This is a genomic window from Streptomyces sp. NPDC048269, assembly GCF_040652395.1.
Taxonomy (GTDB): domain Bacteria; phylum Actinomycetota; class Actinomycetes; order Streptomycetales; family Streptomycetaceae; genus Streptomyces.
In genome coordinates, this window is sequence record NZ_JBEZLW010000007.1 from 170,373 (window position 1) to 190,557 (window position 20,185).

16 protein-coding genes and 1 pseudogene are annotated in these 20,185 nt (G+C 73.6%); 8 read left to right on the forward strand and 9 right to left on the reverse strand.

Annotated features, from left to right (window positions below; genetic code table 11):
- Positions 1 to 52: 52 nt before the first annotated feature.
- Positions 53 to 274: pseudogene (locus tag AB0D48_RS10945) on the forward strand (LuxR C-terminal-related transcriptional regulator); the annotation flags it as partial.
- On the opposite strand, the gene AB0D48_RS10950 reads toward AB0D48_RS10945, so the two are convergent.
- Both AB0D48_RS10950 and AB0D48_RS10955 read right to left on the reverse strand, forming a co-directional pair.
- A complete protein-coding gene (locus AB0D48_RS10950) occupies positions 247 to 1,854 on the reverse strand; it encodes a hypothetical protein (RefSeq protein ID WP_362393510.1) in 1,608 nt (535 codons plus the stop codon). The pseudogene AB0D48_RS10945 and the gene AB0D48_RS10950 sit on opposite strands and share 28 nt — an antisense overlap.
- Positions 1,851 to 2,768 carry a LysR family transcriptional regulator gene (locus tag AB0D48_RS10955; protein WP_362393513.1) on the reverse strand — a complete coding sequence of 306 codons (918 nt, stop codon included), beginning with the start codon at positions 2,766 to 2,768 and terminating at the stop codon, positions 1,851 to 1,853. Before AB0D48_RS10955 ends, AB0D48_RS10950 begins: the two co-directional genes overlap by 4 nt.
- 71 nt (positions 2,769 to 2,839) lie before the next feature.
- Between AB0D48_RS10955 and AB0D48_RS10960 the strand changes: the two genes are divergently transcribed.
- Complete coding sequence (locus AB0D48_RS10960; protein ID WP_362393516.1) at positions 2,840 to 3,751, forward strand: NAD-dependent epimerase/dehydratase family protein; 912 nt, start codon at positions 2,840 to 2,842, stop codon at positions 3,749 to 3,751.
- Between the two features lie 44 nt (positions 3,752 to 3,795).
- Here the strand turns inward: AB0D48_RS10960 and AB0D48_RS10965 are convergent, their stop codons facing one another.
- Positions 3,796 to 4,446, reverse strand: a complete 651-nt coding sequence (locus tag AB0D48_RS10965; protein ID WP_362393519.1) for an HAD family hydrolase — start codon at positions 4,444 to 4,446, stop codon at positions 3,796 to 3,798.
- A 164-nt stretch (positions 4,447 to 4,610) separates the two neighbouring features.
- On the opposite strand from AB0D48_RS10965, the gene AB0D48_RS10970 reads away from it, so the two are divergent.
- Positions 4,611 to 5,570 carry an SMP-30/gluconolactonase/LRE family protein gene (locus tag AB0D48_RS10970; RefSeq protein ID WP_362393522.1) on the forward strand — a complete coding sequence of 320 codons (960 nt, stop codon included), beginning with the start codon at positions 4,611 to 4,613 and terminating at the stop codon, positions 5,568 to 5,570.
- Positions 5,571 to 5,750: 180 nt separating this feature from the next.
- Here AB0D48_RS10970 and AB0D48_RS10975 read toward each other — a convergent pair whose 3' ends face one another.
- Positions 5,751 to 5,903, reverse strand: coding sequence for a hypothetical protein (locus AB0D48_RS10975; protein ID WP_362393525.1), 153 nt, complete (start codon positions 5,901 to 5,903; stop codon positions 5,751 to 5,753).
- Between the two features lie 314 nt (positions 5,904 to 6,217).
- Between AB0D48_RS10975 and AB0D48_RS10980 the strand changes: the two genes are divergently transcribed.
- Together AB0D48_RS10980 and AB0D48_RS10985 are read left to right on the forward strand one after the other, a co-directional pair.
- Positions 6,218 to 8,077 carry a serine/threonine-protein kinase gene (locus tag AB0D48_RS10980; RefSeq protein ID WP_362393527.1) on the forward strand — a complete coding sequence of 620 codons (1,860 nt, stop codon included), beginning with the start codon at positions 6,218 to 6,220 and terminating at the stop codon, positions 8,075 to 8,077.
- A 50-nt stretch (positions 8,078 to 8,127) separates the two neighbouring features.
- A complete protein-coding gene (locus AB0D48_RS10985) occupies positions 8,128 to 9,201 on the forward strand; it encodes a DUF2330 domain-containing protein (protein ID WP_362393530.1) in 1,074 nt (357 codons plus the stop codon).
- 3 nt (positions 9,202 to 9,204) lie between these two features.
- On the opposite strand, the gene AB0D48_RS10990 is transcribed toward AB0D48_RS10985, so the two are convergent.
- From AB0D48_RS10990 to AB0D48_RS11000, 3 genes are all read right to left on the reverse strand, one after another.
- Positions 9,205 to 10,839, reverse strand: a complete 1,635-nt coding sequence (locus AB0D48_RS10990; RefSeq protein ID WP_362393533.1) for a carboxylesterase family protein — start codon at positions 10,837 to 10,839, stop codon at positions 9,205 to 9,207.
- Positions 10,840 to 10,934: 95 nt separating this feature from the next.
- A complete protein-coding gene (gene surE / locus AB0D48_RS10995; protein WP_362393536.1) occupies positions 10,935 to 11,846 on the reverse strand; it encodes a 5'/3'-nucleotidase SurE in 912 nt (303 codons plus the stop codon).
- 95 nt (positions 11,847 to 11,941) lie between these two features.
- Positions 11,942 to 13,201 (reverse strand): MFS transporter, encoded by a 1,260-nt coding sequence (locus AB0D48_RS11000; protein ID WP_362393539.1) that lies wholly within the window; start codon positions 13,199 to 13,201, stop codon positions 11,942 to 11,944.
- Positions 13,202 to 14,604: 1,403 nt separating this feature from the next.
- On the opposite strand from AB0D48_RS11000, the gene AB0D48_RS11005 reads away from it, so the two are divergent.
- From AB0D48_RS11005 to AB0D48_RS11015, 3 genes are all read left to right on the forward strand, one after another.
- Entirely contained in the window at positions 14,605 to 15,294 is a 690-nt protein-coding gene (locus AB0D48_RS11005; protein ID WP_362393542.1) for a phosphatase PAP2 family protein, read from the forward strand.
- A 96-nt stretch (positions 15,295 to 15,390) separates the two neighbouring features.
- Positions 15,391 to 17,013, forward strand: coding sequence for a carboxylesterase family protein (locus AB0D48_RS11010; RefSeq protein WP_362393545.1), 1,623 nt, complete (start codon positions 15,391 to 15,393; stop codon positions 17,011 to 17,013).
- An 80-nt stretch (positions 17,014 to 17,093) separates the two neighbouring features.
- Positions 17,094 to 18,101: a LacI family DNA-binding transcriptional regulator gene (locus AB0D48_RS11015; RefSeq protein WP_362393548.1), complete on the forward strand. Its 1,008-nt coding sequence runs from the start codon at positions 17,094 to 17,096 to the stop codon at positions 18,099 to 18,101.
- Between the two features lie 59 nt (positions 18,102 to 18,160).
- Here the strand turns inward: AB0D48_RS11015 and AB0D48_RS11020 are convergent, their stop codons facing one another.
- Both AB0D48_RS11020 and AB0D48_RS11025 read right to left on the reverse strand, forming a co-directional pair.
- The gene (locus AB0D48_RS11020; protein WP_362393551.1) at positions 18,161 to 18,913 is read right to left on the reverse strand and encodes a phosphatase PAP2 family protein; all 753 of its coding nucleotides are present in this window, start codon (positions 18,911 to 18,913) and stop codon (positions 18,161 to 18,163) included.
- A gap of 96 nt (positions 18,914 to 19,009) precedes the next feature.
- The gene (locus tag AB0D48_RS11025; protein WP_362393554.1) at positions 19,010 to 19,963 is read right to left on the reverse strand and encodes an alpha/beta hydrolase; all 954 of its coding nucleotides are present in this window, start codon (positions 19,961 to 19,963) and stop codon (positions 19,010 to 19,012) included.
- Positions 19,964 to 20,185: the final 222 nt, after the last annotated feature.

The following is a 20,185-nucleotide window of genomic DNA, read 5'->3' on the forward strand; positions in this document are numbered from 1 at the left end:
AAGCTTGTCGAAGCGCTGCGCCCCCGCGGCCGCCGAGCCGGACCGCGTCGCCACGGCCGCCGTCCACCGGGAACTCGCAGCGCTGACCCCGCGTGAGCGCGAGGTGCTGACGCTGATGGGCCATGGCCGCAGCAACGCCGAACTGGCCCGGGAGCTGACGCTCAGCGAGGCAACGGTGAAGACCCACGGGGCCCGGATCTTCGCGAAGCTGTCGCTGCGCGACCGGGCCCAGGCCGTGGTCCTCGCCTACGAGACGGGCCTGGTGACGCCCGGCTCCGTCCAGCGGGCGCAGCGGGCCGTCAGCTCCCGCATCGTGGCGACCGGGAGCGACGGGTTGCCGGCCGCGGCCTCGGCGAGCCGCTCGTCGCCGCCGTCCAGCAGTGCCACGAGGAGCGCGGGCGGCAGCGCCGGGTGGGCGGCGGCGATCGGTCCCGCCTTCGCGTCGGCCAGGCAGGGCCGCAGCGCCTCGGCCGTCGCGTGTGGATGGGCGGCTACCGCCCGCAGGGCTCTGGGTACGGGCGGCTCCTGGCGGGCGAGTTCCACCAGCAGGGCGCTCGGCGCGTCCGGGTTGGCGGCCACCGGGGCGGCGACGCGGTCTCCGTGGGCCGCCACCATGGAGCGCAGCTGCTCCTCCGAGAGCCCAGGGTGCGGGGCGACGGACGCGACCACCGACGCGTCCGGATCGGCGGCCAGCGCGTCGCGCAACTCCGCCGGCAGGTCGTGGCGTCGGGCCACGAGCTTCCGTACCACCGCATGGGGCGAGGCGGCCAGTCCGGCCAGCTCGCCGGGGGTGGCCGCGGCGATCCGGGGCAGCACTGCCGGTCCGGGCCGGGTGGTGTGGGCCAGGTGGGCCAGCACGTCGAGCGGAAGGCCCGGGTGGTGGGCGAGGGCCCGGCGGACCTCCTTCTCGTCGGAGGCGGCGAGGGAGCGGACGAGGTCCACGCCGATCGCGGGGTTCCCGGCGGCCGTCGCCCGGACACGGGGTTCGGGATCCTCCGCGAGCCGTGCGTAGACCTCCTGCGGCAGGTCGGACCGTTCTGCCAGGTCCCACCGCACGGACATCTGCGGATGAGCGGCGAGGCAGGCCGCGGCGGCGGCCGGTGTCGCCGGGTTGCGCGCCGCCCGCGCCCGGGTCTCCGCGACGGTGGAGCCGTGCCCACCCTCGCAGGAGGCGTCCGGCCGCAGCTGACGCTCCGGCTCCGGGTCGGGGTCCCAGGGGTGGTGGGTGAACGGGACGTCCTCGCCGTCGCAGACCAGGCAGGAGACGGCCGGGTCGAGGCCCTCGCCGGTGATCAGGGCGGCCAGCGCGGCGGGTGTCACGGCTTGGTTGAGGGCGGCGGCGTAGCGGACCTCCGCGTGCGGATGGCGGGCGAGGCGGTCGGCGACCTCCGCCGTGGTCCACAGGGCGAGTTCCGCCACCACACCCGTGTCCGGGTCGGCGGCGAGGGTCTCCGTGACGTCCGGCGGCAGCCCGGGACAGGAGGCCAGCCGCCACCGGACACGGGGATCGGGGTGGGCGGCGAGGAGGCGGGCCCACTCGGGCCGGTGGGCGCCCGCGTCGAGCAGCGCGACGGCGGCGACGGGCCACGCCGCGGGGTCGACGTCGTCGGCGTCGAGTTGCCCGTCGTAGGCCAGTTGGACCGCGGTGCTCTCCTCCCGCGCGGCGAGCGTCCGCGCCCGCGCGCGTCCGAGATCGGGACGTTGGACCAGGGCGCGGACGAGCTCCTCGGCGTCGAGGTCAAGCGGTCCGTCGGCCGCCTCCGGGCCCTCGGCCAGCGCCCGCGCCAGCAGCTGGTCGAGGAGCGCGGAGGGCAGCGCCGGATTGGCCGCGAGCCCGCACAGGAGGTGGTTCACGGGCGGACTCCGTCCCGCGCGGAGGCGGCGGCAGTGGTCAGGGCCCCGGTCAGGGTGTCGGCGTACGGGTGGGGGCGGCGCCGGCGCGGGGTGACGAACCCGATGTGCCGGGCGGGGCGCGGCGGTTCGACCCGGATCGCGGCCGACCCGGGGGAAGGGGCGCGGGACACCTGCGGGACGAGGGATACGCCGACGCCCGCGGCCACGAGCGTCTGTGCGAAGAAGTAGTCGGTGGTGGAGGCCCCCACGCGCAGGTCGAATCCGGCGAGTTCCGCGTAACGGCGCAGGAACGCCTCCGTCTTGAGGCAGCCGAGCACCCAGCGCTCGGCGGCGAGCTCGGCCAGGCCGATCGAGATCCGGTCCGCGAGGCGGTGACCGCGCGGCAGGACCAGCCACAGCGGGTCCTCCATCAGCGGTACCCAGTCGAGCGCGGGGCGTTCGCCCGGCCGCACGGGCGGCGGCCCGTCGAAGTGGTAGGCCAGAGCGAGGTCGGCGGCGCCGGCCCTCACCATCGGCACGGCGGCCTCGGGCTCGCTCTCCAGCACCGTCAGCTCCACCTCCGGGTGCACGGCCACGAACCGGGACAGCGCCTCGGGCAGCAGACGGCGACCCCCGCTGGTGAAGGTGGCCACGGTGAGGCGCGGCCGCGGCGCGGTGAGCCGGTCGATCTCGTGGCGGACCTGGTCCAGTTCGGCGGATATCGTCTCCGCCGCCTCCACGAGCAGCCGTCCCGGCTCGGTCAGCGTGACCCCGCGGGTGCTGCGCACCGCCACCCGCTGCCCGAGCGTGCGCTCGAGCGAGGCGATGTGCTGGGAGACGGCCGACGGTGTCAGGAGCAGGGCCCGGGCCGCCTTGTTGAAGCTGCCGTGCTCCGCCACGGCCCGCAGGATGCGCAGCCGCTGCACGTCGATCATCAGTTTTCCTTCATACGTGTTCAGTCGACCGTCAGTTCCGCTGGGGACGATACAGCGGCAGAGTCGGACGCATGCGGAAGATTCTTGTCATCGGCGGGAGCCGGTATTTCGGAAAGACCCTGGTCACCCGGGTGCGCGACGCGGGCCACGAGGTCACGGTCCTCAACCGAGGCTCCAGCGCTGCGCCCACGGGCGTGGGCCGCCTCGTCGCCGACCGCGACGACGAGGACGGGCTGCGGGCCGTCCTGGGCTCGCGCGACTTCGACGTCGTCGTCGACCAGGTCTGCTACACGCCGCTCCAGGCCGCCGTCGCCCGGCGCGTCTTCGCGGGCCGTACCGGACGCTACGTGATGACCTCGACCATGGAGGTGTACGACCCGGCCACCCTCCCCGGCCCCCCGGCCGGCGGCCCGGTGCCCGTCACCGAGGCCGCCCTCGACCCGGTGCGCATACCGCCCGCGCCGCAGGTGCGAGGGCTCGGCCCCGCGCACGCCTACGCCGAGGGGAAGCGGCGGGCCGAGGCGGTCTTCCTGCGCGAGCCGGCCTTCCCGTTCGTCTCCGTGCGCACCGCGCACGTACTCGGCGGCGGCCAGGAGGACTTCACCGGGCGGCTGGCGCACTACGCCGAGCGCATTGCCGCCGGGGCCCCGGTCGACGTCCACGAAGCCCCGTACGCCACCTCGTTCATCCACCACGAGGAGATCGCGGAACTCCTGCACTGGGCAGCGGGGCAGCGCTTCACGGGCCCCCTCAACGCGGCCTCCCACGGCGCGCTGGACGTGACCGCGCTCTGCGAGGCGGTCGGCGCGCGGCTCGGGCGGCGACCGCGGTACCGGGTCGTCGGGGAGGGCGCCGCCGCCTCACCGTTCTCCTTCGACCGGGCCTACGCCATGGACAACAGCCGGGCCGCCGCCCTGGGTTTCGGCTTCGGCCGGGTCGCCGACTGGCTCCCGGGTGCGATCGCCGAGGCCGCCGCCGGCTAGGTGTGCTGTTTCGCGGCGTGGTGATGCCCGGCTCCGGCCCGGCGTCACTGCCCGGCGAGCAGCTCCGGCAGCTTGCGCATGTCGTCGAAGACGATCGTGCCGGGGCCTTCGAGTCGCTCGGCGGGCGTCGGGCCACCGGAGTAGCCGAAGGCGCGCATCCCCGCCGCTCTGGCTGCCCGGACGCCGGGCCCGCTGTCCTCGACCACCGCGCACGCCGCCGGGTCGACTCCCATCTGCCGGGCGGCGTACAGGAAGAGGTCCGGGGCGGGCTTTCCCCGGGACACTTCGCTCGCGCTGTAGATACGGCCCTCGAAGTTGTCGTACAACCCGGTACGTCCCAGTGTGTGCCGCATCTTCTCGTGCGAACCGCTGGAGGCGACGCAGGTCGGCAGGGTGAGTGCGGCGAGCGCCTCGGGCAGCCCGTCCACCGGGTCCAGTCCTAGGTCCACCGCATCCCTGTGCCGGTCGATGAGCTGCTTCCACCAGAGCCCCGCCGTCTCCGCGCCGAGCCGCTCGGTGAGCTGCTCGACGATCGACTCCTTGGAACGCCCGATGAAGCGCTCGACCACTTCGTCCGCGGTGAGCGGCCAGCCCAACTCCGCCCCGAGCGCGACCTGGAGGCGTACAGCGAGACGTTCACTGTCGACCAGGACACCGTCGCAGTCGAATATCACGAGCTCTATCGGCTTCATCATTCCCGCAGGGTAGGCGGTGGGATCCGACGGGATCCCGTCTGCTCGGCGATGTGATCAACAACTCTCCATTCGGATTCTTCTTGTGTGGACCGCAGATCATCCTGCAATCTTCGCTATAGGCCAGATCAGGTTCGGTAAAGAGTGTCTGTAGGAGGGGAAGTCCCATGATCAGCGAGCGCCCCACGCTGTACGAGATGCTCGACGACCGGTTCCGTACCGGACGGTGCATGAACGGTGATGACGCGCTGGAGGTCCTGTACACCGGCTGCCGCTGGGCCGAGGGGCCGATCTACCTGCCCGCCTGGCGGCAGGTGATCTGGAGCGACATCCCCAACGACCGGATGCTGCGCTGGGAGGAAGAGACGGGCGCTGTCAGCGTCTTCCGGCGCTCCGCCGGGCACACCAACGGCAACACCCTCGACCGGCAGGGCCGACTGATCACCTGCGAGCAGGGCAACCGCCGCGTGACACGGACCGAACACGACGGCACCATCACCGTGTTGGCGGACCGATGGAAGGGCAAGCGCCTGAACAGCCCGAACGATGCGGCGGTGAAGTCCGACGGCTCGATCTGGTTCTCCGACCCGGACTTCGGCATCACCAGCGACTACGAGGGCTATCGCGCGCAGAGCGAGATCGGCGCCAACAACGTCTACCGCATCGATCCCGCCACTGGTGAAGTGCGGCTGGTCGCCGACAGCTTCGCCGCGCCGAACGGGCTGGTCTTCTCGAACGACGAGTTGCGCCTGTTCGTCTCCGACACCAGGGCAGGGTTCATCCGGGTCTTCGATGTACGCGATGACGGCACGCTGTCGGAGGGCGAGGTCTTCGCCGAAGCGGCGGCCCGTGAGCAGGCTCGCTTCGACAACCTCCGCTTCGACGACGGCGGGAGGCTCTGGGCCGCCGCGATGAACGACGGGGTGCACTGCTACGACCCCGACGGCACCCTGATCGGGCGGCTCAACGTCCCCGAGGCGGTTGCCAACATCTCCTGGGGCGGCGCCAAGCGCAACCGGCTCTTCATCACCGCCGAGACAAGCCTCTATTCGGTGGTCACGGGCGTCACGGGTACACACCCGACCGGACCGGGGCGCCGGCCCTGGCTGGAGACGGCGTCCCGGTGAAAATCCGTTTCAGCGGTCGCAGGCCCGCCGCTCCAAGGGAGTTGCTACCGCCGAGTTGCTCACACTGAAGGTGCCGCCGGCCGCGCGGTGGAGGACACCGCCGCGCACCTCGTACGGACCGTGGGCGGGGGAGACCCGGCCGGGATCGCGGGCGCCCTCAGGGACGGCTTCTTCCGCCGGTTAGAGGCGGGCGCGCCGCTGCGGCCCGCCCTGGAGGCGGAGGGTGATTCCCTTCGCCCTGGTCAGCGCCTCGCCGCGGGTGGTCGTGGACTCCGTGTTCGGCGGCTCGCCGGCCCATGTCCCCTTCGCCTTCACGGTGTCCGTCGACGACACCGGGCGGACCGAGCCGCACCCGGACCCCCCACCCGGCCGCCGCCGGTCGGCCCGGAGTCGAACCGGGCGCCTGCGCGGCGGTGGAGGGGCTCCCCGGACGGCGCGGCCTCGGCGGAGGCGGCCGGCCGCGGACTCCTGGGGGTCCCCTCGCTGCTGCCGGTCCCGGCGTCGCCGCTGTGGACCTTCGCGCGGTCCTGCAGGACGTCACTCCCGCCCTGCTGCGGGACTGCGTGCGACGACCAGTGTGAGACCCGGTCCGGACGCCCGGTAGGGTGCCGGTCGACAGGAGAGTTCTGCGTGGGAGACATGAGTTGATGAGTGGTCAGCAGCCGGGCCGGGACACGACCCCTCAGGTCTTCCAACCGCTCGCGGGAGACGACCCGACCACCATCGCCGGGTACCGGCTGGCCGCCAAGCTGGGTGCCGGCGGCATGGGCAAGGTGTACCTGTCCTACACCCCCGGCGGCCGGCCCGTGGCGATCAAGGTGATCCGCCCCGAATTCGGTGAGGACGCCGAATTCCGCCGCCGGTTCGCCCAGGAAGTGCAGTCCGCCCAGCGGGTGCAGGGCCTGTTCACCGCACCCGTCATCGACGCCGACACCGACGGCGCGCAGCCCTGGCTGGCCACCGCCTACGTGCCCGGCCCCTCGCTCGCCGACGCGGTCGTTGCGCACGGGGCACTGCCCGTCGAGGCGGTACTGCTGCTGATCGCCGGCATGGCCGAGGCCCTGCACGTCATCCACGGCGCGGGCATCGTGCACCGCGACCTCAAGCCGTCCAACGTGCTGCTCGCCGCGGACGGGCCCCGCGTCATCGACTTCGGCATCGCCTACGCCGCCGACGCCACCTCGCTCACCGGCAGCGGAGTGACCATCGGCACCCCCTCCTTCATGGCTCCCGAGCAGGCCGCCGGACGCAAGGTGACCCCGGCCACCGACATCTTCGCGCTCGGCCAGGTCGCGGCGTACGCGGCCACGGGAACCCCGGCCTTCGGCGAGGGGACCTCGCACGGGGTGCTCTACCGGATCGTCCACGAGGAACCCGACCTCGGCGGGGTCCCGGAGCGGCTGACCGAGCTGGTGACCCGTTGCCTCGCCAAGGACCCCGAGGCCAGGCCTTCCCTCTCCGAGATCATCGCGCTCTGCCAGGCCGCGAACGCGGAGACGGTCCTGCGTCGCCCCGAGGACTGGCTGCCGGCTCCGGTGGCCGCCGACATCACGGTGCGCGCGGCCGCGCCCGCGCCGGTCCAGACCCCGCCGCCGCCCTCGGCCGCCCCGGCCGTGGCGGCGTACTCGCCCACCACCCCGGCGGCTCCGGCCACTTCGCCCGCGGCTCCTGCCGCCGCGCCGGCGGCTCCGGCGACCCCGCCTCCGGGCTACGGGCCGCCGCCCCAGCAGCAGCCGCCGCAGCAGTACTACCCCCAGCAGTACCCCACGCCCACGCCCCCGCGGGCCCACGCCCCCGCTTACGCCCCGACCCAGTTCCCGACGCACCAGCAGCCACAGGGCTACCCCGGATACCCCATGCCCCCGGGTGCCCAGCCCCCGAAGAACTCCGGCAAGCGGGGCCTGTTCATCGCGCTCGCGGCCGCGGTGGTCTTCGCCGTCGCCGGCGTCGGTACGGCGTACGTCCTGCTCAAGGACAACGGGCAGCAGACGCAGGGCAGCGGCTCCTCACAGGACAAGGGGGAGGGGTCGCAGACGGGGACGGAAACGGGCGGCGGAGGCCAGTCGGGCACGGCGAAGCCGAGCGCGAAGGCGAGCGCCAAGGCCGATCCGACGCCCACCGACCACAAGGGCATCAACCTCACCGCCGGCTACCACCTGACCCTCGGGGACGAGGACGTCCGGCCCCAGGAGGGCGAGGACGGCGGGTACGAACTCTCCTACGACACCGGCGGATACCTCGACGCGGAGACCTCGGAGGGGAACATGGTCCTGCTCGATCCCGGGCAGGAGGGATCCCTCGCCGTCTGCCGCGCCGAGACGCGGTTCGCCAAGAACATCTATCTGACCAAGCTCGCCAAGGGGCGGCAGATCTGCGTCACCACGGGCACCGGACACATGGGCCTCGTGACGGTGCAGGGCTTCTCGCCCGAGGGCTCCCCCAGCAAGTACATGACGCTGGACGTGACGGTCTGGCGCAACGCCGTACGCACCGGCCCGGGCCGCTGACCGGCGGCCGGAACCGGATCACGCGGGCCGTCGTCTGAGACCCCGTGTGGATGAAACGAAGAATTCTGGTCCTGCTGTTCGCCCTGCTCGCGACCCAGTTGGGCTCGCTGGTCAACCCCGCTTGGGCGTGCGGTTGCGGGGCGATGATCCCCGAGGGCTACGCGCGGATCGGGGTCGAGAAGGAGACCTCGGTCGTGCGCTGGGACGGCCGCACGGAACAGATCGTGATGCGGTTCGTAGTCCGCGGGGACGCGCCCCGCGCGGCCTGGATCATGCCGGTGCCGGGGCGGGCCACGGTGGAGCTCGCGGACGGGGCCGTGTTCGGCGAGCTCTCCCGGATGACCGAGCCGCAGGAGAAGACCCGTCACTACTTCTGGCCGCGCGACAACGACTGGCCCTTCTCCTCCGGGACGGGGGACAGCTCGGTCGGTGCACCGGCGCCCGGCGCCGGGGCGCCCCCGGTCGGCGTGGTGGGCCGAGAGCAGCTCGGCGACTTCGACGTCGCGCGCCTGACCGCGACCGACCCGGACGCACTGCGGAACTGGCTGGAGAGCAACGGCTTCAAGCTGCCGGACGGCCTCGCCACCGAACTGAAGCCCTACGTCGACCAGAAATGGGAGTACGTCGCCGTCCGCCTCGCCCCGCGGCAGCAGGGCAAGAAGCTGCAGGGCACCCTGGACCCGCTGAAGATCCGCTTCGACAGCGACCGGCTGGTCTACCCGATGCGGCTCTCCCGGACGGCGAAGACACCGCAGTCCCTCGGCCTGTACGTGCTCGCCGACCACCGCATGGAACCCGGCTCCTCGATCGGCGGCTCCGCACCGAAGGTGACCTTCGCGGGCACCGTGACCGCGAAGGGCGCTCCGCTCGCCGAACTCACCGGCGGCAAACCGGTGTTCCTCACCGAGATCGATCAGGAGTTCCCGGAGCCGGGCCGCATCGACGGCGACCACGAACTGCGCGCCACCGCCAAGGACACCCCGTACCGCCGGACCGTCTACCACGACGAGCTGCTCACGGTGGGCGACGGCATACCGGTGTGGCTCCTGACGGTGTCGGCAGTCCTTGTGGCGCTGGCTGCGGTCTTCACGGTCCGGCTCCGGAGCCGCCGACGGCCTGCCTAGGGCCTAGAACGGCAGGGGCGGCCGGGTCCGCCAGAACGCGCACTGGTGGTCCGCCGCGAACGAAGAACTCTCCTTGACGGACGAGGGGTTGAGGGTGAGGAACGGTGCGGCGCCGGAGCCGGGGACGACCGCCGGCCACCGCGTCTGACCCGGCACGGCGGGAGCGCCGAAGCGTGCGAAAGCACCCCAGTAGCGCTTCATCCGGGTCGCCAGCGCGACCTGGACCGGGGTCAGCGGACGGTCGCCCATGGTGAAGTCGTGGAGGTAGGCCAGCTCCGCGCTGTGCGCGTTCGACTCGTCCAGGCCCGGCACCTGCGCCCCGGCCAGCGTCGGGGACTGCGGGTCATCGAACTCGTAGGCATACGTCGGCACTTGGGTGGCGAAGAGCTCCGCCGTCCACGCGGTGTGGCAGGCGAAGGACGAGTCGGTCATCAGGGCCGACAGAGCCAGGTAGGGCGAGCCGTGGTCCGCGACCGGATATCGGGCGAGGACCTCGGCCCCCGCGTCCCCGTATGCCGCCAGGATCTGCGCCGTGTACTGCTCCTGCGTCAGGCCGGGCCGGCTGAGGGCGACGAAGAACCGGGCCTCGGAGCGGGTGCTCCCGATCAGGACCGGCACCTTGTTCCACGCCCCGCTGCGGATCGCCTGCTCCGGATCGACCGGCAGCAGGCCGTCGCCGGAGGCCGGACCCGGGGTGGGCAGCGTGCGGGCCGCGTCCACCAGGGCCGCACCCGAGGCACCGCGCAGACATGCGGCGACCCCGGCCGGGCCGGCGCACCCCGCCTGCGCGGCGAAGGCCCGCGCCTGCGCCTCGGCCCGCGCGCTGTCGGGCGTACGCAGCAAGGTGCACGGTCCGCTCTGCAGCACGGCCCGGTGGAACAGGCCCGCCGCCGAGGGGGCCGCCAGCAGCGCACAGACCGAACCGCTGCCCGCGGACTGGCCGGAGACCGTGACACTGTCCGGATTCCCGCCGAACGCGGCGATGTTCTCCCTGGTCCACCGCAGGGCCGCGATCTGGTCCATCAGCCCGAAGGACCCCGAGCGCTGGGCGCTGCCCTCGGCCGGCTCGGGCAGGTTCAGATAACCGAGCTGCCCCAGGCGGTAGTTGATGCTCACGACGACGGTCTGGGTGAGATCGGCCATGGTGCGCCCGCCGAACTGGGTTCCGGTGCCCTGGCTGTACGCGCCCCCGTGGATCCAGAAGACCACGGGGAGCCGGGCACCGGGACGGGCGGTCCGGGGCCGGTAGACGTCCAGGTACAGGCAGTCCTCGTCGACGGCCCGCGGATCACGCAGCCCGTAGGGCGAGAACTGCAGGCACGCGGGAGCTTGCCGGTCAGCCTCCCGCACCCCGGTCCACCGGGGCGCCGGCCGCGGCGGGCGCAGCCTTGCGTCCCCGACCGGGGGAGCGGCGTACGGGACGCCGAGGAACTCCTGCGCCCCGTCCCGCGTGTGCCCCCGCAGGGCGCCCTGCGCGAGGGCGACCACCGGGCGCGCCGATCCGTCGGACGCGCCGGACCCGGCCGCGCCGCCGGGCAGCGCCGCCGCCGGCAGTGCCGAGGTGAGCAGGGCCGCCAGTGCGAGGGCCGTGCCGAGCAGGGGTCTTGCCGAGGTCAGCCGCTTGCCGGGCCACTTCATCCGTCCTCCTGGGGTGTGACCGAAGACCGGGAGCGGGGCGGGCGCACCGCCCGCCGCGCTCCCGGCCGTCCTACGGGTGGGACAGTGCCTACGGACTACGGGCGGAGCCCCGCGATCAGCGCGGACGCCAGGGCGTGGTCGGCCGGGCCGGTGTTCCAGTCGGCGTTCATCGGGCTGACGGCGATCCGGTCCGCGCTCACGGCCTCGATGTCGCCGCCCTTGGCCGCGGGGCGCAGTGCGACCTTCACGGTCACCTTCCAGGTGCCGTCGCCGGAGTCGGTGAAGTCCGGCTGGAGGAAGTTCTGCGGATCCTGGAAGGTCGCGGCCACACCGGCGGCCGTGCCCGTGCCGTCCGCGCCGACCACGGGGTGGTTGACGTTGAGGCCGACGCCCTTGGGCAGCAGGGGGCCGGACCGGGCCCGCGCCCGCAGCCGGTCGATCAGCTTGACGGCGAAGTCGAGCGTCGGGCCCATGGCGTTGACGGTGGTGACCGGGTCGGGCGCGGTGACACCGCCGGTGCTCAGCGCGATGGCGGGGACGCCGGACTCCAGCGCGGTGACGGCGCCGCCGACCGTACCCGAGTGGGTGGCGAGTCCGGCGACGTTCGGGCCGAAGTTGGTGCCGGAGACCACCAGGTCGGGGGCCCCGTCCGCGAAGACCTCGGCCAGCCCGAAGGCGACGGAGTCGCCCGGCGTGCCGTCCACGGCCCACACCTTGGGCTCGGGGTGCTTCACCGTGAGGGTGGGGGCGCTCATCATCTTCGTACCGGTACCGCTCTGATTGGTGAGCGGGGCGACGATCGTGACGTCGTGTCCGGCAGCGGTCAGCCGCTCGAACGCCTTCCGGATGCCGGGCGCGTTGTAGCCGTCGTCGTTGGTGAGCAGGATCCGCAGCGGGCCGGCGGCCGGGGGCGGGGTCTGTGGCGAGGCAGCCGCGGGTGCCGTGCCGGCCAGGGCCGGCGTGCACAGCATCAGGGCGGCCAGCGGCAGAACTCGCTTGCGTCTCACAGGGGTGCTCCTTCGGAGGACAGGGAGGGGAGGGTGGGAGGGGGTGGTGACCGGCGGGCGCGGGACCCTCGGCGCGCGCCCGCCGGAGTCCGGTGTCAGCGCACGCTGCGGATCGGGAGGATGGCGAGCGCGCCGATCAGGGACAGGGCCCCGCCGGCCAGGAAGAGCGGGGTGTAGCCGCCCAGCCCGGTGACGATCGCCGAGGCGACGAAGGGGGCGACGACCTGCGGGCCGGCGTTCGCGATGTTCAGGACGCCCATGTCGCGGGCGGCGTCCTCGGCCCGGGGGAGGACCAGGGTGACGAGCGCGGTGTCGACGGCCATGAAGCAGCCGAAGGCCAGGCCGTTGAGCGCGCTGAAGACGAGCATGCCGGTCCACGTCGGGCTCACCACGGGCACCACCATGACGAGTCCGGCGAGGGCTGCCGAGACGCCGACGAACACCTTGCGGCGGTTCAGCCGGTCGGACAGCAGGCCGCCGAGCACCGTGGAGACGGCCATCGCGACCATCGACACCGGCGTGAGGACGGCCATCGCGGCGGGCGGGGTCAGCCCGGCGGGCAGCGCGATGTGGTCGTCGAGGATGTACAGCTGGTAGCCGACGACGGAGAAATAGCCGAGGACCATCAGGGCGCGGCCGATGAAGGCCCAGCGGAAGTCGTGGTTGCCGAGGGCCGACAGGAAGGCGGCGATCCCGGCGCCCTTGGGCCGGGCGGCCCCGGCGGCCGCGGCCGGGACGGACTCGGGGCGCGGCAGGTCCCGGCAGAAGGTGGTGAGGACCAGCGCCGCTCCGGCGACGATGGCGCCGAAGACGAGGTAGCCGGTGCGCAAGTGGTCCGCGGTCTGGGAGGCGACGAGGACGCCGACCGTGCCGCCGATCGGCAGACCCAGTCCGACCAGCGCGGACGCGGTGCCGCGGCGAGCGGCGGGGATGCGGTCGGGCACGATCGCGGTGACCGCCGCCTGGTAGACGTTCATGGTCGCCTGGACCAGGCACCAGCCGATGCCGACGAGGAGCGCGGTACTCACGCTGCCGAGGAAGGCCAGGGCGGCGAGCGCGGCGAGGGCCCCGCCCAGGATCCAGGGGCTGCGGCGTCCGCTGCGGTCGGAGAGGGCGCCGGCGATCGGGTTGAAGGCGGTCGCGAAGATCGAGCTGATGCCGCCGATCAGGCCCAGGAGCGCGACTTTGTTGTCGGGGTCGATCGCGGCGATCTGCAGCGGAAGCAGGACCGAGCCCACACCCATGTAGACCGCCAGCATGGCGGCGTTGGCGAACAGCAGCAGGGGCAGCAGCCCGCGCTGGCGGGGAGGTTCGGGGGCCGCGGGTACGGGATCGACGACGTCGGGCAGGGCCATGACGACTCCTCGGGAACGGAGCGGGGGAGGTGAGCGGAGCGGCGGGGCGCCGCGTGCGGGCGGCGGGGCGGCGGGGGCGGCGAGGGCGCCGGGAGATGCGGCGGACGGGCGCGGTCCGGCCGCCGCCATTTACACGTGTTACCACCGGCGCTGGACACTGTGTAGCACCCATTTCCAGCCGCCGCCAGAGGTTGTGCACGCTCGTTGTGCAGATCGTGACCGTCGGGAGACCGGCATGCCATGACGTGTAACCATCGCCCTTGTGGCAGCGGTCACGCGTCGGCCATACTCCGTGCCGCAACGCGACGACCCCGTCGCGCGGCCCGTCCCGCTCCGCGCGGCACTCCGTCCGGCTACCGCCGGGCCGGTGGCGCCGCTACCGCGCCTCTCTGTGCACCGCACTCCCCGTCCCGCTCCTCGCGGCCACCTTCCCGGCTACCGCCGGACCGGTGGTGCCGCCACCTCGTCGCTCCGGTCACCGTCGGTGCGTGCGTCTCGGTGCACCGCATCCCCGTCCCGCCCGCGCGGCACTCCATCCGGCTACCGCCGCACCGGTGGTGCCGCCACGGCCTCGCTCCGGCCACCGTCGGTGCCCCGCCTCTTCGGCGCATCGCACTCCCCGTCCGTCGGTGCGGCACTCTGTCCCGGCTACCGCCGGACCGCTGGTCCTGTCGGGCGGGGCGCCGCCTCGCTCCGGCTGCCGCCGGGGGCTGAGCCCGGCCACCCGCTGGGGTGCCCCCGGGCGGGCTCCGCTCTTGCCTGGCAGGACGCGCTCGGCGCAAGTGCGCGGAGTCCCTTCCCTGGCCACCGCCGGGGAGGCGTCCTCGTCGGTTGCCGGTTGCCGGTTGCCGTAGGCCCGGTGGCGCGCGCCACCGCGTCGCTCCGGCTACCGCCGGTGTGCGCTCTTGGCGTACCGCAGCCCAGACTCCTGCCGGGGGCGCATTCCGGCCACCTGCTGGGGTGGTCCCGCGCCCTCGGGCGGCAGGACGCGCCCCGGCGTGTCTCGGCAAAGCCGTTCTCCCGGCCATCGCCGAAGTGGCGTCCTCCGGGTGCCCGGTTGACGCCGAACGTCGGCCGGTGGCGCTTGCCGACCGCGTCGTTGCGGCTACCCCGGGGGTCCCCGTCCGGAGTTCGGCGTCGCCTTGTCGGCGCGCCGGCCCCTCCGGCTGCCGCCGAGAGGTCGACGCCGCGTAGGCCCCGCGTCAGGGGTGCATCGCACGTCATGCCGCGGTACCGCATCGAGCCACCGCGGCGCTCGGGCACCGGCCTCCGGGCTGCTCCCTTCGTCGGGGCCGGCCGGACGTGCTCACCGCTCACCACTCACCGCTCCCCGTCCCCTCCCGTGCCCGCTCTCCGTCCCCGGAGAGGGGCCCGGGGTACCTGAAAGGCTCACCATGGCGCCCTTGTCCTCCCGCGTACCGCCGCCGCCCCATCACCTGCCGGCCGCTCCGCCGCGCTACGCGCTCGGCTGCGGGATCGCCCTCCTGCTCGTACCGCTCCTCGTCGCGCTCCTGCTCCGCGTGGTCGAACGGCCCTTCTTCCAGGGACTCGACGACCAGTGGGCCGCCTCGGTGGACGGCTCAGCCCTCGACGGGGGCGGAGGGTTCACCCTCGTCCTCGACCGGCTCGGCGGCCCGCTCGGGCTGGTCATCCCGCTCACGCTGATCGGCATCCTCTGCGTCTACGGCCGTTGGCGCTCCGCGCTCTTCGTCCTCGCCGCGACCGTCGCTGCCAACGTCCTCGTGCTCCTGCCCCTCAAGGCGCTGGCGGACCGCCCGCGTCCACCGCACCCGTCGGTCCTGGTGAACGACGGCTCGTACCCCTCCGGCCAGGTGTTCAGTGCCGTGACCCTGGTGATCGTGGTGGCGCTGGTGGTGTTCCCGCCGCGGGCCCGCCGCTGGTGGTGGCCCGTCGCGGCGACGTACGTCCTTGCCATGATGGGAAGCAGGACCTGGCTCCACGCCCAGTGGCTCAGTGACACCTTCGCCGGGGCTCTGGTCGGCGCCGGAACCTGCCTGGTGCTGTGGCGGGTCTTCGCGCCGCTCCTGCGGACGGAGGCGGAGCGGATGGCCTCGGACAGCCTGTGGATGTGACCCCCGATATCGCGGAATATTGACGGTTGAGAATTTTACGCAATAGTGTCGTCGGTGTCGGTGCGCACCCCGCGCGCCAGCAGGAAGGACCAGCTCATGGCTCACTCCCCAGGCGAGGACACGACGGTGGTGGACCTGCCCGCAGGGCGGCTCCGCGGTGCGATCGAAGGTGGTCTCACCGTCCTCCGGGCCGTGCCGTACGCCGCACCGCCGGTCGGTGACCTGCGCTGGAGGGCAGCCCGGCCGCATCCGGGATGGAGCGGAACGCGCGACGCCACCGCCGACGGCCCGAGCGCGCCGCAGATGTACCGGGAAGGCGGCGACCCGGTGCTCGGGGGGCACGGGTCGCCCCCCTTCGGCGAGGACTGCCTGACCCTCAACGTCTGGACACCTGCCGCCGACAACGCCCGCCGCCCGGTGCTCGTCTGGATCCACGGCGGTGGCTTCGTGTCCGGCTCGGGCTCGCTTCCCGGGTACTCCGGCGAGACCTTCGCGCGCGACGGCGACCTCGTCGTCGTGAGCGTCAACTACCGAATCGGGCCGCTGGGTTACCTGTATCTCGGCCCCGACGACGAGGAGGGCGGAGAGAGCGGAGAAGGCGGAGGGAGCGCAGAGGACGCGGGGAGCGGCAATCCCTGGCTCTCCGATCAGCTCGCCGCCCTGCGCTGGGTGAACGAGAACATCGCCGCCCTGGGCGGCGACCCGGACTCCGTCACGGTCGCCGGCCAGTCGGGCGGCGCGGTGTCCACCGCCGCCCTCGCCGGGCATCCGCAGGCCCAGGGCCTCATCAAGCGGGTGATCCTGCAGAGCCCGCCCTTCGGCCTGGACCTCCCCGGCCCGGACGCGTACCTGGAGCGCACGGCCGCCTACCTGGAGCTCGCGGGCGCCAAGGATGCGGCGGAACTGCGCGCCCTGCCGTGGCCCGAGCTGATCGGAGCGGGCGCCGGACTGTTCGCGCTGACGATGCGGTGGGGGTACTGGCCGACGCCCTTCCTGCCCGTGGTCGACGGCACCACCCTGCGCCGCCACCCGGCGGAGGCCCTGCTGCACGGGCCGGCGACCGACATCGACGTCATGCTCGGCTGGACCCGGGAGGAGGCGAACTTCGGCTTCGCACTCGACGAGGGGTACGCCGACGCCACCCGCGAGCAGGTGACCGCCCGGATCGCCGAGACCTTCGGCGCCGAACCCGCTCTCGAGGTGTACGCGGCGTACGAGCGTGCCCGCCCGGGCGCCCGCCCGGCCGATGTGCTCATGGACCTGATCACGGACGAGCTCTTCCGGGTGCCCGCCGTGCGCCTGGCCGAGGCCAGGGCCGCGCTGGGCAGGCCCGTGTGGGCCTACCAGTTCGACCTGCCCACGCCCGCGTACGAGGGCCGGCTCGGCGCCGCGCACTGCCTCGAACTCCCCTTCGTCTTCGACAACTTCGACCAGTGGTCGCAGGCGCCCTTCCTGGCCGGGCTCACCCCCGCCGTCCGGGACGGCCTCGCGTACGCCATGCACCGGGCCTGGATCGCATTCGTCCGCACCGGCGACCCGAACCATCCGGACCTGCCGCTCTGGCAGCCGTACGACACGCCGGCGCGCACCACGATGCGCTTCGACTCCGTGATCACCGCCCTCGGTGATCTCGCCGGATCCTCCCGGCTCCTGCACGAGCCGGCCGAACCGGCCGAACCCACCGGGCCGACGGAGCGGACCGGGCCCCCGCACGCCTGATCGCACCCCCGCTCCCTTGATCTAACTCGTGTAACCTGAAAGGAGGTGCAAGTCCAGCAGAAGGAGCGTCGAGGGACGTCATGGCCAAAGACACACCCGTCCCCGCGTCGATCACCAGCGCGGACGTGGCCCGGCTCGCGGGGGTTTCGCGCGCGACCGTCTCCTTCGTCCTCAACGACACCCCGGGCCACCGCGTCAGCGACAGCACCCGCCACCGCGTGCTCGACGCGGCCAGGCAGCTCGGCTACGTGCCGCACGCCGCCGCCCGGTCCCTGCGGGCCGGCCGCAGCAACCTCGTCCTGATGCCCACCGCGATCTCCGCGATCGGCCGCCTCGTCAGCGACTGGGTCGACGACCTGCACAGTGAGCTCGACCGACACGGCTACACGGCGGTGCTCCACGCGGGCCGCTTCACCGACCCCCTCGACGCCGCCCGGGCCTGGGCCGAACTGCGCCCGGCGGCCGTCGTCGCCATGGACGGCGACCGCTTCACCGCCCAGGCGGCCGAACTGCTGCGCCGGGCCGGAGTGCGCGGCTTGCTCGCCTTCGCGTCCCGCCCCGTCGAGGGCGTGCACACCATCGGCTTCGACCACGCCCACATCGGTGCCACCGCGGCCGAGCACCTCATCGACCGCGGCCGCAGCCGGATCGGCGTCGTCATGCCCCGGGAGCGCGGCCTCGGCACGCTCGCCCGGCCGCGCCTTGCGGGCGCCGAGTCGGTCGCCGCCCGTCACATGGCCACCGTCACCCCGGTTGAGCTGGCCTACACCCGCGAATCCGCGACCGCCCTCGCCCGGCAGTGGCGCGGCCTGAACCTGGACTCCGTCTTCGCCTACAACGACGAGTACGCCGCTCTGCTCCTGCACGCGCTCCAGGCCGAGGGCATCTCCGTACCGGACGACGTCGCCCTCGTCGGCTGCGACGACCTCGTCCTCTCCGCGCTCCAGCGGCCCGCGCTCACCACGGTGCGCCTCGACCTGCCGTCGGCCGCGGGGATCGCGGACGCCGTGCACGAGCTGATCGAGACCGGCACGGCGCCGCCGATGCCGGACGTGGAAGCCGTCCTCGTCCACCGCGAAACCTCCTGAAGGGCCGGGGGAAGCGTCCCCCGGCCCCCGAGCCGGGACGTCCGGCCCGCATCAGCCGCTCATGACCCCACAAGAGAGGCTTCGGATGCGGGCACGGAGCCCGGAGTGTCCGCGGCTGCCCCCCGGCGGCCGAGGACACGTTCGCGTTCCCGCGCGAGCGCGGGCCGCAGCAGCCACCACGCCACCAGCCCGGCCCCCGCGCCCGCGGCGGCGCCTGCCACGGTGTCTGTGAGCCAGTGCGCGTGCAGCCAGGTACGGCTCCACATCATGGCGAGCGTGAAGGCCGCGCCCGCCGGCCACCACAGCCGCCGCCGGGCGGCCGGAACCAGCAGCGCCCCGACGAGGACGACGAGGAGCGCAGCCGAGGCGGCGTGCCCGGAGGGGAAGGAGCCGTGGTCGACGCGGACCAGTGGACCGGCCGGGCGCGGCCGGTCCACCAGGTGCTTGAGCCCCTGAACGATGACCATGTTGCCGCCCAGGTAGACCAGCAGCAGGAAGCCGGCCGAGACCCAGCGCCTGCGCAGGAGCAGCAGGAGCAGCAGGGCGAGCGGGACGACGACACCGAAGGGGCCGCCGAACCAGTTCAAGGCCGCGGCGAGGGCCGCGTACAGCCCTTCGTGCGGACCGCCCATCCACGCCAGCCACCGGTCGTCCAGGCTCTGGAAGGGGGGATCGGCGACGTCCGAGCGGACCACGAGGGCCGCCAGCGCGGCGGCCCCCAGGAGAAGGAGGCCCAGGACGAAGACGCCGGGGCCGCCGCGGCGGCGGCCTTCGGGTCTGGTGGAGTGGGCGGGGGCCGGTTTTCTGGACATGACTGCCTCTCGCGCCGCGGGCGGGGCCCGCGGCCGTACGTGATCCGGGAAGACGCGGGGACGCGGCCGGGCCGCGCCCCCACGGCGGAACGGGAGCTAGGGGGTGGAACCGAGGTGCCGGGCCAGGAAGGCCACGCTCCGGGCGACGATCCCGGGGATGTCCGGGGACCCGAGGAAGATGTGGTCCGCGCCGTCGACGGGCTCCAGGGTGACCTCGCCCCCGACGCCCTCCAGCGCCGCCGCGAGGACTTCGCTCTGGCTGTACGGGACCAGGCCGTCCGCCGTCCCGTGGATGAGCAGGAACGGCGGCAGGTGCGGGCCCGCGGCGTACGTCACCGGGCTCGCGGCCCGCGCCAGCGCCGGGCGCTCGGCGTCGGTTCCGCCGAGCAGGGCCTCGTACGGATCGGGGAACTCGGCACCCGACGGCATCAGCGGCATGGGGTGGTCGGCCAGGGCGACGAGGTCGGAGCAGCCGTACCAGTCGACGACGGCCAGTACCCCGGTCTCCCCGGAGCCGACCCCTTCCGTGCCCTCCAGGGCCGCGCCGCCCGGTGTGCCGGGGCCGACCAGACCGGCGAGCGCGGCCAGGTGGCCGCCCGCCGATTCGCCCCAGACGCCTATCCGGTCGGGGTCGATGCCGAGGACGCCGGCGAACTCGCGGACGTAGCGGATCGCGGCCTTCACGTCGTGCAGCTGCGCCGGGAAGGGGGCTTCGAGGCTGTGCCGGTAGTCGAGGGAGACCAGTGCGAGCCCGGCCGCGAGGACCGAGCCGTGCAGCAGGGCGGCGGGCACGGTCGGCGGCGGGTAGCGGCGGTCGCCCTCCAGCCAGCCGCCGCCGTGGATCCAGACGACGGCGGGGAACGGCCCTTCGCCGGCGGGCACCTGGACGTCGAGCAGCCGGGGGCGGTAGCCGGGCTTGGTCGCGTACGTGACTCCCTCGAAGCGGCGTACGCCGTCCGCGCCGGTCACGGGCGGCACGGGGGACAGGTACGGAGGGGGCGGCCAGGTCATGTCGGCGATGTCGAATGCGGCCGGGGGGGATTGGGTCATTGCGGCCCTTCCAGATCGGCGCCGGCCGGGGCGGCCGGCTGGGCTCGGTGAGCGGACACAGGCAGGGGCTTCGCGAGGATTGTCCGAAATGCTTGCGCGGGTCACCGGAGAGGGTTAGCGTGTTACACGTGTAATCACGACTCTAGCGACGCGTTTCCGCTGACCACAAGCCCAGGAGCGATCTGACTTCGGGCTCAGTTACACGAGCTGCTCAGCGAGTGC